Annotated in this window: 10 protein-coding genes and 1 tRNA gene; 7 read left to right on the forward strand and 4 right to left on the reverse strand. The window is 58.6% G+C overall.

Features of this window, described 5'->3' with window-relative positions:
• Positions 1 to 54: 54 nt before the first annotated feature.
• On the reverse strand, positions 55 to 1,299 hold the full coding sequence (locus AB7M22_RS28010) for an MFS transporter (RefSeq protein ID WP_008009566.1): 1,245 nt from the start codon (positions 1,297 to 1,299) through the stop codon (positions 55 to 57).
• Positions 1,300 to 1,403: 104 nt separating this feature from the next.
• Here AB7M22_RS28010 and AB7M22_RS28015 point away from each other — a divergent pair, with 104 nt between their 5' ends.
• Positions 1,404 to 2,288, forward strand: coding sequence for a LysR substrate-binding domain-containing protein (locus tag AB7M22_RS28015; RefSeq protein WP_454188430.1), 885 nt, complete (start codon positions 1,404 to 1,406; stop codon positions 2,286 to 2,288).
• A gap of 113 nt (positions 2,289 to 2,401) precedes the next feature.
• Here AB7M22_RS28015 and AB7M22_RS28020 read toward each other — a convergent pair.
• A tRNA-Arg gene (locus AB7M22_RS28020) sits at positions 2,402 to 2,478 on the reverse strand.
• Positions 2,479 to 2,827: 349 nt separating this feature from the next.
• On the opposite strand from AB7M22_RS28020, the gene gabD reads away from it, so the two are divergent.
• The 3 genes from gabD to AB7M22_RS28035 all read left to right on the forward strand — a co-directional run bounded on the left by gabD (position 2,828) and on the right by AB7M22_RS28035 (position 7,091).
• A complete protein-coding gene (gene gabD, locus AB7M22_RS28025; protein WP_008009570.1) occupies positions 2,828 to 4,270 on the forward strand; it encodes an NADP-dependent succinate-semialdehyde dehydrogenase in 1,443 nt (480 codons plus the stop codon).
• A 179-nt stretch (positions 4,271 to 4,449) separates the two neighbouring features.
• Complete coding sequence (gene gabT, locus AB7M22_RS28030) at positions 4,450 to 5,727, forward strand: 4-aminobutyrate--2-oxoglutarate transaminase (RefSeq protein ID WP_007899625.1); 1,278 nt, start codon at positions 4,450 to 4,452, stop codon at positions 5,725 to 5,727.
• Between the two features lie 149 nt (positions 5,728 to 5,876).
• Positions 5,877 to 7,091 (forward strand): HDOD domain-containing protein, encoded by a 1,215-nt coding sequence (locus AB7M22_RS28035; RefSeq protein WP_454188431.1) that lies wholly within the window; start codon positions 5,877 to 5,879, stop codon positions 7,089 to 7,091.
• A 113-nt stretch (positions 7,092 to 7,204) separates the two neighbouring features.
• Here AB7M22_RS28035 and AB7M22_RS28040 read toward each other — a convergent pair whose 3' ends face one another.
• Positions 7,205 to 8,194 carry a GGDEF domain-containing protein gene (locus AB7M22_RS28040; RefSeq protein ID WP_454188432.1) on the reverse strand — a complete coding sequence of 330 codons (990 nt, stop codon included), beginning with the start codon at positions 8,192 to 8,194 and terminating at the stop codon, positions 7,205 to 7,207.
• A 311-nt stretch (positions 8,195 to 8,505) separates the two neighbouring features.
• Positions 8,506 to 9,690, reverse strand: a complete 1,185-nt coding sequence (desA, locus tag AB7M22_RS28045; RefSeq protein ID WP_007899628.1) for a delta-9 fatty acid desaturase DesA — start codon at positions 9,688 to 9,690, stop codon at positions 8,506 to 8,508.
• 147 nt (positions 9,691 to 9,837) lie between these two features.
• On the opposite strand from desA, the gene dibA reads away from it, so the two are divergent.
• The 3 genes from dibA to AB7M22_RS28060 all read left to right on the forward strand — a co-directional run bounded on the left by dibA (position 9,838) and on the right by AB7M22_RS28060 (position 13,401).
• Complete coding sequence (gene dibA / locus AB7M22_RS28050) at positions 9,838 to 11,757, forward strand: phosphodiesterase DibA (RefSeq protein ID WP_454188433.1); 1,920 nt, start codon at positions 9,838 to 9,840, stop codon at positions 11,755 to 11,757.
• A gap of 296 nt (positions 11,758 to 12,053) precedes the next feature.
• Entirely contained in the window at positions 12,054 to 12,236 is a 183-nt protein-coding gene (gene oscA / locus AB7M22_RS28055) for a sulfur starvation response protein OscA (RefSeq protein WP_123498265.1), read from the forward strand.
• Positions 12,237 to 12,387: 151 nt separating this feature from the next.
• Positions 12,388 to 13,401, forward strand: coding sequence for a sulfate ABC transporter substrate-binding protein (locus AB7M22_RS28060; RefSeq protein ID WP_008009582.1), 1,014 nt, complete (start codon positions 12,388 to 12,390; stop codon positions 13,399 to 13,401).
• Positions 13,402 to 13,426: the final 25 nt, after the last annotated feature.

Here is a 13,426-nt window from a genome sequence, read left to right on the forward strand (position 1 = left end):
TACGAAAGTTGTGCAGCACGCGGTGTAGTTGTGACGCTCTAGCGAAAAACAATCTCAAGCCGAGCCAAGTTCCAATGCATAGTTTTTTTCAACCCGGGGAAAGAGCGGCACGGTCAACAGTGCACAAAAGGCAGCGGCCAGCCACACCACGCCCCAGGAGAAATGAGTCATGAGGGCGGACGCCGCGATAGGGGTCGCGAACAGCACTACAAAGACGCAGGTGTTGCCCATGGCCAAGGCCGTGCCCGCCCGGCTGGCCCCTGCCAGTGTGGCAAGTTCTGTGTAGGCAACGCCGTGCCAGGCGGACACGCTGATCCCGGCGATGATCATCACACCAATGATCAGGGCGCTCGCCAGCGGGGTTTCGCTCATGCCGTAGAAGCTGGCTGCCGAAACCGTACCACCCAGCACCAGAAAGGTCAGAGCACTCAACCAGGCACAGGTTTTAAGGTAACTGCGACGATTTTTGTTTTTATCGGTCCAGCGCCCGCTCCAGATTCTGCTGACGATCGCACCAATTTGTATGACGGCCAACGTAGCGGAGATCAGCGTGATATTGATGTTGCCAAAGTCATGAAAAAATACGGCTGCATAAGTGAGAATGGCGAATTGCGGTGCGCAGAGCAGGCCAATGGCCAAAACGATTCGCCAGACTCTCGAGTCCTTCAACGGGCTGGTGCTTGCCTCCTGGCTTTGTTTTTTCGCTGCATTGCCGGAGAAATCGGGCTCATACAACCAGAACCACGCAAACAGGCCTGCGACGAGACAGAACAGGGCTGAGGCAGTGAAGACTTCAACAAATCCGTACGTGTGAGCGAGATAGGGCAGCACCACCGCGCCCAAGGCATACCCCCCCGGCACAGCCGTTTGCCGAATGCTCATGGCCAAGCCTCGCTCACCCTCTTTGAACCAGGCCATGATGGCTCGACCACTGGCGCCGTTGACGCTGCTTCCGAGCAAGCCCACCACGAACAGGCCTATCGCCAGCAACATCGCCGTGGGTGCAGACAAGGCAAGCATCGCCAGTATCAGCAAGGCGATCCCGGAAGTGAGAAGCCCCGTCAGCAACACAGGACGATCCCCCCAGCGATCAGTCAGTAGCCCCCATGGGATCTCGCTGACGGCGATGCCCAGACCTAGAACCCCCAAAACAAGTCCCAATTGGGTGTTATCAAGTTGGTACGTCGCTCTCATATAGACCGCTGTCGCGGGTAGTCCCCCCACTACACTGGAAAAGCTTGCATTGGCCGCAACGCCGACGCCAAGCACTTTCCAGCGGTGACCGTTATCTACAGGCATAAGAATCCCACCAGTTCAATAGTTGTGGGTCGAAAGATTCTCATGAGAGTATCGTTTCGAATATCAAATAATTTTGCGTGTTCGTCCCGAAAAACAGGATTGTCATGAGACCAGTAAACTTCGACTTAGATGTCATGCGCAGTTTCGTCACCGGGGTCGAACTGGGCAGCTTTGCCAAGGCGGCACAAAAGCTCGCTCGTTCAACATCAGCCATCAGCGCCCAATTGAAGAAACTGGAAGCCCAGGCGGGATCGCCATTGTTTAAGAAGGCAGGTCGCAGGCTCGCTCTGACGGACACCGGCGAGGTGCTGCTCAATTACTCCCGACGGCTTTTAAGCCTCAACGATGAGACGATCACGGCCGTTTCCGAGCTCAAGCTAAAGGGATGGGTACGTCTCGGGCTTCAAGAGGACCTGAGCAGCTTCTTGCCAACTGTGCTCGGCCGGTTCGCCAGGGCTCATCCCGATGTTCGAGTTGAAGCCCGGATTGCACGCAATGCGGATCTGCTGAGCCGGATCGAAAATGGCTCGCTTGACCTCGCGGTAGTGTGGGGAGATGTAAATAGAGCCGGGTATCAGGAACGGGTGGCGGAGCTGCCCATGCAATGGATCGGTTCTTCTCACCAATACCTTGACTGGCGCATCGAATCAGGAACCCCGCTGCCCATCATCGCGTTCGACGCGCCCTGTCCGTTTCATTCGATGGCCACCGAAGCGCTGACCCGCGAAGGGATTCCTTGGTTACTTTCGTTCACCAGCTCCAGTCTCAATGGTTTGTCTGCAGCGACCGAGGCTGGCTTGGGTTACACGATCAGAACGGCCCTGGGTTTGCAGCCTGGCACCGAGCTATTGATTGCCGGCGAGCGGGGGTTACCGCCATTACCCTCTATCGCACTGACGTTGCACAGGCGAGAGGCTAATCCGGATCCACTGACTGAGCGATTGTCGAGTATTGTCATACAAGCAATTCGAGGTGAAATTTTTTACTGAGTGACAGTTCGAATAGAAGGCTTTGCCAAGTAAGGTCTTCTTTGATTTTTGCCGGATTCAGGACGCAAAAAAGCCCCAGACCTTAAGATCTGAGGCTTTTTCATTTCTGCGTATGGTGCACCAGGCGGGATTCGAACCCACGACCCCTGCCTTCGGAGGGCAGTACTCTATCCAGCTGAGCTACTGGTGCGATGCGGGCGCCATGATACTCATATGCACTGCGGGCGTCCATGCTGCTGAATCGTCTGCCTTTTTCAAAAGCGTAACCTGCGTTTGCTACGCTGATCCGAAAAAATAGGCAAATGCGGCGTTTTCGTTCTTTTTTTCGAACAGCCTATTGTCCTTTACCCCCTTTGATCCTAGGATTCGTTTGAGATTTCAAACGCTCTTGTCTGGGTGCTGAACCGCACGAGTTCGATTTGTGCGCTATTTATGTGCTTCAGCCCGGTGAATGATTTCCCTGACGGCAGCCTATAAGGCGCCTTTCTACAATCATAATTCGCTCCGCGTTTGCCGCGGTGCTGTTAAGGAAAGCCGACATGCAGCTTAAAGACACCCAGTTGTTCCGCCAGCAAGCCTTTATCGATGGCGCTTGGGTCGATGCGGACAACGGTCAGACGATCAAGGTCAATAACCCGGCAACGGGCGAAATTCTGGGCACTGTGCCGAAAATGGGCGCTGCCGAAACCCGCCGTGCGATCGAAGCCGCTGATAAAGCGCTGCCGGCCTGGCGTGGCCTGACCGCCAAGGAGCGCGCGAACAAGCTGCGTCGCTGGTTCGAGCTGATCATCGAGAACCAGGACGACCTGGCTCGCCTGATGACTCTGGAGCAGGGCAAGCCATTGGCTGAAGCCAAGGGCGAGATCGTTTACGCCGCTTCCTTTATCGAGTGGTTCGCTGAAGAAGCCAAGCGTGTCTACGGTGACGTGATTCCGGGCCACCAGCCAGACAAGCGCCTGATCGTGATCAAGCAGCCGATCGGTGTGACCGCTGCGATTACTCCGTGGAACTTCCCGGCCGCGATGATCACCCGTAAAGCCGGCCCGGCCCTGGCCGCCGGTTGCACCATGGTGCTCAAGCCGGCTTCGCAAACGCCTTTCTCGGCATTCGCCCTGGCTGAACTGGCTCAACGTGCCGGTATTCCGAACGGCGTGTTCAGTGTGGTGACCGGCAGCGCTGGCGACATTGGCAGCGAGCTGACCGGCAACCCGATCGTGCGCAAACTGTCCTTCACCGGCTCGACCGAAATCGGTCGTCAGTTGATGACCGAGTGCGCCAAGGACATCAAGAAAGTTTCGCTGGAGCTGGGCGGCAACGCTCCGTTCATCGTGTTCGACGACGCGGACCTGGATAAGGCCGTCGAAGGCGCGATCATTTCCAAGTACCGCAACAATGGCCAGACCTGCGTCTGCGCCAACCGTCTGTACATTCAGGATTCGGTCTACGACGCGTTCGCCGAAAAACTGAAAGTGGCCGTGGCCAAGCTCAAGATCGGTAACGGTCTGGAAGAAGGCACCACCACTGGCCCGCTGATCGACGAAAAAGCCGTGGCCAAGGTGCAAGAGCACATTGCTGACGCCGTGAGCAAAGGCGCAACCGTGCTGTCCGGTGGCAAGAGCATGCAAGGCAACTTCTTCGAGCCGACCATCCTGACCAACGTGCCGAACAACGCTGCCGTGGCCAAGGAAGAAACCTTCGGTCCATTGGCGCCACTGTTCCGCTTCAAAGATGAAGCCGACGTGATCGCGATGTCCAACGACACCGAGTTCGGTTTGGCCTCGTACTTCTATGCTCGCGACCTGGGCCGTGTGTTCCGTGTGGCTGAAGCCCTGGAATACGGCATGGTCGGCGTCAACACCGGGTTGATCTCCAACGAAGTCGCGCCGTTCGGCGGCATCAAGGCGTCGGGCCTGGGCCGTGAAGGCTCCAAGTACGGCATCGAAGATTACCTGGAAATCAAATACCTCTGCCTGGGCATCTAAGGCAAGGCATTGCTTCAAGCGCAAAGGGCACGAGAGCGCTGTCCCTTTGCGCGCTTCAAACGGAATTTTCTCTGTGGCCGGGAAAGCTGTGGCAGTCGATCATCGCATGCTGCCGTAGTTGCCTCCCCGCCGCATTTTCCTTGAACCACGCCGCCCGATGAGCGGTGACTGAGGACACTATGAGCAAGACTAACGCATCCCTGATGAAACGCCGCGAAGCCGCTGTACCGCGCGGTGTTGGCCAGATTCACCCGATCTTCGCCGAGTCCGCGAAGAACGCCACCGTGACCGACGTTGAAGGTCGCGAGTTCATCGACTTCGCCGGCGGTATCGCCGTGCTGAACACCGGTCACGTGCACCCGAAAATCATCGCCGCCGTGACCGAACAGCTGAACAAGCTGACCCACACCTGCTTCCAGGTACTGGCTTACGAGCCGTACGTGGAAGTGTGCGAAAAAATCAACGCCAAGGTGCCAGGTGATTTCGCCAAGAAAACCCTGTTGGTGACCACCGGCTCCGAAGCTGTGGAAAACTCCATCAAGATCGCCCGCGCCGCCACTGGCCGTGCCGGTGTGATCGCGTTCACCGGCGCTTACCACGGTCGCACCATGATGACCCTGGGCCTGACCGGTAAAGTCGTGCCTTACTCGGCCGGCATGGGCCTGATGCCAGGCGGCATCTTCCGCGCGCTGTACCCGAACGAACTGCACGGTGTGAGCATCGACGATTCGATCGCCAGCATCGAGCGCATCTTCAAGAACGACGCCGAGCCGCGTGACATCGCTGCCATCATCATCGAGCCGGTTCAGGGCGAAGGTGGTTTCTACGTCGCGCCTAAAGAGTTCATGAAGCGTCTGCGCGCTTTGTGCGACCAGCACGGCATTCTGTTGATCGCTGACGAAGTACAGACTGGCGCTGGCCGTACCGGCACTTTCTTCGCCATGGAACAGATGGGCGTTGCTGCCGACCTGACCACCTTCGCCAAATCCATCGCTGGCGGTTTCCCGCTGGCCGGTGTGTGCGGCAAGGCCGAATACATGGACGCCATCGCTCCAGGCGGCCTGGGCGGTACTTACGCCGGTAGCCCGATCGCTTGCGCCGCGGCCCTGGCCGTGATGGAAGTGTTCGAAGAAGAGCACCTGCTGGATCGCTGCAAAGCGGTCGGCGAGCGTCTGGTGACTGGCCTGAAAGCCATCCAGGCCAAGTACCCGGTCATCGGCGAAGTGCGTGCCCTGGGCGCGATGATCGCGGTCGAGCTGTTCGTCGACGGCGACAGCCACAAGCCGAACGCGGCTGCTGTGGCATCGGTTGTGGCCAAGGCTCGCGACAAGGGCCTGATCCTGCTGTCGTGCGGCACCTATGGCAACGTTCTGCGCGTGCTGGTACCGCTGACCTCGCCGGACGAGCAACTGGACAAAGGCTTGGCGATCATCGAAGAGTGCTTCTCTGAGCTGTGATCCGAGTGCTCTGATTCATTTGTGAGCTGATCGACAAAAAACCCGCTTCGGCGGGTTTTTTGATGCCGCTTGAAACACATCAGGGGCAATTGAACTGTATCGAATAGCCATCATTGACTAAGGTGCAAGCATTGCCGTTGGAGTGTGTGATGACTGCTGTGGTGTTACCCGCTGTACCGCGTGTGCTGATTGCCGAGGCTGACCCTTGGTCCCGCGATCTGCTCAGGCAGGTGTTGTTGAATGTGCGCTGCGACGCGCGGCTGGACCTGTGTGCCGATGGCCAGGAGACACTGCACCTGTTGGCGGAAAATCCTTACGATCTGGTGATCGTTGACTGGGAGTTGCCTGGCGTCGATGGCCTGAACGTCTTGCGCAGTGTCCGTCAGCGCAAACGTAATCCGCCGCAGCCCTTCATTCTGATGAGCAGCCGCAACGACAGCACCAGCGTGCATGAAGTCTTGCCCCTGGCGCCCACGGCGTACCTGACCAAACCCTTGAACATGGAAAGCCTGACCCAGCGTCTGCAGGATTTGTTGCTGAACGCCGGCGAAGAGGTGTCCTGTGAGGCGCCGTCATTGGCGCCGGGCATGACCTTGTCGGTGTACCTGGAGCGGCGTCGCGAGCTGGCGGACGGTGCGCCGTTGATGACTGACGTGCAGGTGGCGATCAAGCGTAGCCTCAATCCCAATGGCCTCGATCTGACACGGCTGGAAGACGAGATTCGCACCGATCCGCAAATCACCGCTGTCTTGATCGCCGCCGCCAACAGCGCGGCCCAGCATCATGGCGCCGCTGTGCAAACCCTGGCCCAGGCGCTGCATCGTCTTGGCACCGGGCAAAGCATGAACCTGATTCTGGGTCTCGCCCTCAAGCGCAGTGCCCGGCTCAGCGATCCGCAGCTGGCGGACTATGCCGAGCGTTATTGGGAGTTGTCGCTGCACACCGCCGAATACGCGCGGACGCTGGCGCGCTTGCTGGATCTGGATCAGGAGCGCTGTTATTGCGCGGGCATGCTGCATCGCCTCGGCGATCTGGCCTTGCTGCGCTGTTTGCAGGAGTGGAAGCAGGCCGGCGGTGAGCTGGATGAGTGGGAGGAAGTCGGCGATGCCCTGGCCGAATTCGGCGCGGCCTATGGTTCGGCGCTACGGACCCGCTGGCGTCTGCCCCTGGAGCTGCGGGAGCTGATTGCGGCGGTTTACCAGCTCGGTGGCGGGGTTTACTCCCGCGAAGCGCTAGTGATGAGCATGGCCGCGCAGCTGGCGCACCTGACCGAGCATGAGGGGATCGAAGCGTTGTCCAAGAGCCGTACAGCGCGGTTGCTCAAGATCGGATTGCCGGAATTGATGCGTTTGCGCAAAAAATAAGCTTCACGCAAAACCTGTAGGAGCGAGGCTTGCCCGCGAAGAAGTCACCACGGTGGGTCAGTAAAACCGCGGTGACCCCTTCGCGGGCAAGCCTCGCTCCTACAAAAATAAAATCAGCCGGAAATGATGCGGTTCTTGCCCTGGCGCTTGGCCTGGTACATCGCAGCATCGGCGCGGGCGAACAGGCTGTCGATGCTTTCATCCTCGGGCGTGAGGCTGGTCAGGCCCTGGCTGACGGTGATGCCGAACGTCTGGTCGTCGTGGCTGAAGCTTAACCGCTGAATTTCCCGTTGCAGGCGCTCGGCCACCTGCATGGCCATGTCCGGTGCGCAACCGGGAAACACCGCCGCGAATTCCTCACCGCCGATCCGTCCGAACAGATCACCACGCCGCAGGGCCGCGCGACCGCTCTCGGCGATGCGTTGCAGCACCTTGTCGCCTTCCTGATGACCGTAGGTGTCATTGACCACTTTGAAGTCATCGATGTCCAGCAGCAGGAACGCCATTGGCGCACCGTTCAACCGCGCCTCCTCGAATTCGCGATGGGCGCATTCGAAGAAGTGCCGGCGGTTGCTGCTTTGGGTCAATGCGTCGGTGCTGGCCAGATGTTGCAGCTGGGCTTGCATCTGCTTTTTTTCGGTGATGTCTTCGGCGATGCCGACGATGATCACCGGTTGGCCCGACTCGGCCTGACGGTTGATGAAGCACTTGTCGCTGAGCCAACGCACTTGGCCGTCGGCGGCGATGATGCGGTACTCGCGGTCTTCAACGGCGCCTTTGACCAGCACTTGCGCCAGGCTGCGCTCGGCGTAGTCCAGATCGTCGGGATAGACGCTGTCGCGCCAGTGGTTGTAGTCGGACAGCAACAAGCCGGCGGGGCGGCCGAAAATCCGCTCATAGGCCGGGCTGACGTAGAGCACCTGACGGGTTTCCCAGTTGAATGCCCAAAGCACGGCGTTGACGCTGACCAGCAGCGAGCTGAACAGCTGTTCGCGTTCGCTCAGGCGTGCCACTTCACCCTGGGCATGCATCAGCGCCATCAGGGTTTGCGCGGCCTCGGGCCACTGTGGAAGGGATGTGTCTTGTAGGCTTTTATTAACCATCGGCACAAATCTCAAAGGGCGTGCCGCTATGTCGACAGCGGCCAAGAACAAAGCCCGCCTGGATGGCGAAGTGTCTTTGAGATAGGGGATTTGGAGCGAAGTTCCCGCCTTGGGTAGCGAGAGAGCATGCTCCCGCCGGGCGGTTAAAACACGTCGCTGGTTTGCGATGGCTTCGCCGACAAGCGGGGAGGGGGCGGGCGAGCCCGAAGGGCGGATCGGATACGTAGGAGCCAGGCTTGCCGGCGAAGGCGCTCTTAAAGACGCCTTCGCCGGCAAGCCTGGCTCCTACGAAAAGCCTCTTCTGTGGAGGATCAGGCGTTGGCAGGGCGCAGGGAGTAGGTTTTCAACTGGTCGGCGAAGTCGCGCAGGGATTGAATCCCGCTGGCCTCGGCCTCGTGTACCCAATCCTTGATGGCAGCCAGCATGTCGTGGCCATTGGAGCTGGTCTTGACCCAGATCTGCTGCAAGGCCAGGCGTTTTTCGTAAATTACCTTCAGCGCCTGGCTGTGCTCGAGCATGGTCTGGATGCGCATATGGTGTTTGTCGTCCAGCAGGCTGGTTTCCCGCGAGAGCAAACGCTTGGCCCGGTGGAACTGGTGGCGGACCGAGTGATCGACCTTTTCCAGTTCTTGCTTGACCAGCGGCGCGATCACCAGCTTGCGGTACTGGGCCATGATCTGGAAGCGGTTGTTGAGGATCGCCATGGCGGTGTCCATGTCCAGGCTGCCTTTGCCTTCAACGCGGTGGGCGATGGGTGCAACCCGCTGGACCTTGGCCAGACGCAGGAAGCTGAAGACCTGGATCCAGGCCCAGCCGAGGTCGAACTCCCATTTCTTCACCGACAGTTTGGCGGAGTTAGGGTAGGTGTGATGGTTGTTATGCAGTTCTTCGCCGCCGATCAGGATGCCCCAGGGCACCAGATTAGTGGCCGCATCGCGGCATTCGAAGTTGCGGTAGCCGATGGCATGGCCCAGGCCATTGACCACGCCTGCGGCCCACACCGGGATCCACATCATCTGGATGGCCCAGATGGTGATGCCGATGGTGCCGAACAGCAGCAGGTCGATGACGCCCATGATCGCCACGCCCAACAGCGGGAAGCGGCTGTAAAGGTTGCGTTCGATCCAGTCTTCGGGGCAGTTCTTGCCGTAGATGCGCAGGGTCTCGGGGTTTTCCGCTTCGGCGCGGTACAGCTCGGCGCCTTTGCGCAGAACGGTGGACAGACCCTTGATGACCGGGCTGTGCGGGTCATCGACGGTTTCGCATTTGGCGTGATGCTTGCGGTGGATGGCGGTCCACTCGCGGGTGTTCTGTGCCGTGGTCAACCACAGCCAGAAGCGGAAAAAATGTTTCAGGCCGGCATTGAGCTCAAGCGAGCGATGGGCTGAATAGCGATGCAGATAAACCGTGACGCCGACGATCGTCACGTGGGTCATCAGCAGGGTGACTGCCACCAGTGACCAGGGCGATAAGCCAAGAAAACCTTCGTACCACATAGCCTATAGGACCCTCGATAAAGAAAAAAACAGCCGTTGCATTATCACTTAGCCCACAGATAAAACCAGTCGCCCTTTCAGATAAGAGTGGCTGGATGTTTCTTTAATCTATAATTCCAGCCTTTTTGTAGGGACATGGACGCTCTAATGCCAGCCACCTATCGCGATGCTTTGCGTGCAGCGCTGCTCTATCTGGTGCTTTCCGTAGCCTGGTTCCAGTTTAGTGGTTATTTATTGAACAGGTTCTTCGATAGTTCCACCGATCTGCTGCGCTGGCAGCTGATCAACGGTTATGCCTGGGTGGTGTTCAGTGCCGGGCTGATCTTCATTGCGCGGGCGCGATTGTTTCGCTGCCTGGGTGTCGGCGCCAAATTGCGTGAGCGCAATGCAGACAGGGAGCGTTTGCGTCAGGCGGCAGCGGTGTTCGATTGCACCTGTGAAGGGGTGCTGGTCACTAATAGCAACGAGTTGATCGTTCATGTGAACCGGGCGTTCATGGAAATCACCGGCTACCAGCGCGAGGAAGTGCTGGGGCAGCGACCGAACATGTTCAAGTCGGGCCATCACCCGCCGGGTTTCTACCAGGTGATGTTCGCGGCACTCGACAGCCTTGGTGAGTGGAGCGGAGAAATCTGGAATCGCCGTAAAAACGGCGAGATCTACCCGCAATGGCAGACGATCCGCCTCATTCGCGACGATCATGGGCGGCTCAGCCAGTACGTTGCGGTATTTTCCGACATCAGCGCGATCAAGAATTCCGAGCATGAATTGGCGCACCTGGCCCATCACGATCCGTTGACCGATCTGCCCAATCGCCTTCTGCTAACTGACCGTGCCGGGCAGGCCGTGGCCTCGGCGCAGGTCCACAAGCGCGGTTGCGCGTTGCTGATGATCGACCTCGATCATTTCAAGTTGATCAACGACAGTCTCGGTCACAGTGTCGGTGACCAACTGCTCAAGGCTGTGGCTCAGCGCCTGAATACCTTGTTCGGCCCGGGCAATACGCTGGCGCGGCTCAGCGGCGACGAATTTGCGGTATTGACTGAAAACTGCCCGCAACCGGGGCATGCCGCGGCGCTGGCTCAGCGAGTCATCGATGGCCTTAAAGAACCGTTCCAGATCGACGGGCATCCGCTATTTATCAACGCCAGCATCGGCATCAGCCTGTTCCCAAGTGATGCCTTGAGTGCCGAGCAACTGTTGCGCAACGCCGACTCGGCGCTGTTCAAGGCCAAGAGCGCTGGCCGCGACGGCTACGCCCTCTACACCGAAGAATTGACCGCACATGCCCAGCAGCGCGTCGAGATCGCATTCCAATTGCGCCGAGCGCTGGAGCAGCAGCAATTGCGGGTTTATTACCAGCCCGTGCATGACCTCAAAACCAGTCGCCTGATCGGCGTCGAGGCCTTGGTGCGCTGGGAGCATCCGCAACGTGGGTTGGTGTCGCCGGCTGAATTCATCCCCATCGCCGAACGCACCGGGCTGATTGCCGAGATTGATGCCTGGATCATGCGCCAGGCCTGCCAGCAGATGTGCCAGTGGCAAGCGGCGGGCGTGGTGTTGTCGTTTGTCGCGGTGAACGTTTCTTCTCGCCTGTTTGCCCGCCGCGAGTTGTATCAGCAAGTGGCTCAGGTGCTGCACGACACCGGCCTGGATCCAGCGTATCTGGAGCTGGAAGTCACCGAAAGCGCGGTGATGGAAGACCCGGAAGTGGCGCTGGAGCAGATGCATCGCTTGCGCGAGTTGGGTGTGCGGCTGGCCATCGATGACTTCGGCACGGGCTATTCATCGTTGCTGCGGCTCAAGCGTTTGCCGGTGCAAAAGCTCAAGATCGATCAGGGGTTTGTCGCAGGCTTGCCGGGTGATGAGGATGACGCGGCGATCGCGCGGGTAATCATTGCGCTGGCGCAGAGCATGGGGATGCAAGTGCATGCCGAGGGGATCGAGCAGGTCGAGCAGGCAAGTTTCCTGTTCGAGCATGACTGCGATTTGGGGCAGGGCTACTGGTTTGGGCGGCCAGTGCCGGCGGCATCATTGGATTGGGCCCGGGCGCCAGTGATTGGATGAGCGGCTGATCTGCTTTTTTTGGCGAGGGGGCTTGCCCCCGTTGGTCTGCGTAGCAGACGCAAAAATTTGGGGCCGCTACGCAGCCCAACGGGGGCGAGCCCCCTCGCCACAGGGTTTTGTGTGCCCTTGAAAGTAGTTGGTCCTCCGCAACCCCTTGCTCTATCAAATAATGCCTTCTAGTTATATAAACATTCTTAAATAGTCTTTTTAAGAATATCCGCGCCTATCTACTATTGCCCCTACGCCGTAAGCAGTGCCCGCCACTGCCAGGCATATCTCATTAAAGGAGCAGCACCATGAGCGCATCCCTACGTAGTGTTGACGGGCAGGACGAAGCCACCATTTTGCGTGAGATTCAGAGCGCCTTGCGCGATCTGCGCTTTGGCGCGGTGGAAATCACCGTGCATAACGCCCAGGTGGTTCAGATCGAACGCAAAGAGAAATTCCGTTTGCAGAACCCGGTCAACAAGCCGAGCTGAAGCGAAAGATTGAAAAATTGAAAGATCACAGCCTTCGGCAGCTCCTACGCGCCTGTGGGCGCCGCCGAAGGCTGCGATCTTTGAACAGGCAACCCGATTCCAGAAATCCATAAGAAAAGCCAACACATCAAGAATTCCAGGAGCTTTCACCATGTCGTCGATTCGTCATTTTGCTTTGGCCGCCCTGGCCAGTGCCCTTTTTGCTGGTTCCGCGGTTGCCAAGGATTACGAGCTGCTCAACGTGTCGTATGACCCGACCCGTGAGCTGTACCAGGAGTACAACGCCGAGTTCATCAACTTCTGGAAAAAAGACCACGCTGGCGACAACGTGAAAATCCAGCAGTCCCACGGTGGTTCGGGCAAGCAGGGCCGGGCGGTGATCGACGGTCTGCGGGCCGACGTGGTGACCCTGGCCTTGGCTGGTGATATCGATGAAGTGGCCAAGCTCGGCAAGAGCCTGCCGGTCGACTGGCAGAAGCGTCTTCCGGACGCGAGCACACCTTACACTTCGACCATCGTGTTCCTGGTGCGCAAGGGCAACCCGAAAGGCATCAAGGACTGGGGCGACCTGACCAAAAATGGCGTGGAAGTTATCACCCCGAATCCGAAAACCTCCGGCGGCGCACGCTGGAACTTTCTCGCGGCCTGGGCTTATGGCCTGAAAGCCAACGGTGGTAATGAAGCCAAGGCCAAAGAGTACGTGCAGACCCTGTTCAAACACGTGCCTGTGCTGGACACCGGTGCTCGCGGCTCGACCATCACCTTCGTCAACAACGGTCAGGGCGACGTGTTGCTGGCCTGGGAAAACGAGGCCTTCCTGGCGTTGAAAGAAGACGGTGGCGCCGACAAGTTCGACATCGTTGTTCCGTCGCTGTCGATCCTTGCCGAACCACCGGTGGCCGTGGTCGACAAGAACGCCGAGAAAAAGGGCAACACCGACATTGCTGAAGCGTATCTCAAGCACCTGTACAGCCCGGCTGGCCAGGAAATCGCGGCGAAAAACTTCTATCGTCCACGTGACAAAGAGGTGGCCGCCAAGTACGCCAAACAGTTCCCGACACTGGAGCTGGTGACCATCGACAAGGACTTCGGCGGCTGGAAAACCGCGCAACCGAAATTCTTCAATGACGGTGGCGTGTTCGACCAGATTTATCAGGCGCAGTAACCTGAAAAGATCAGCCAATGCGCAA

This window comes from Pseudomonas sp. ADAK2 TE3594 (assembly GCF_053628675.1).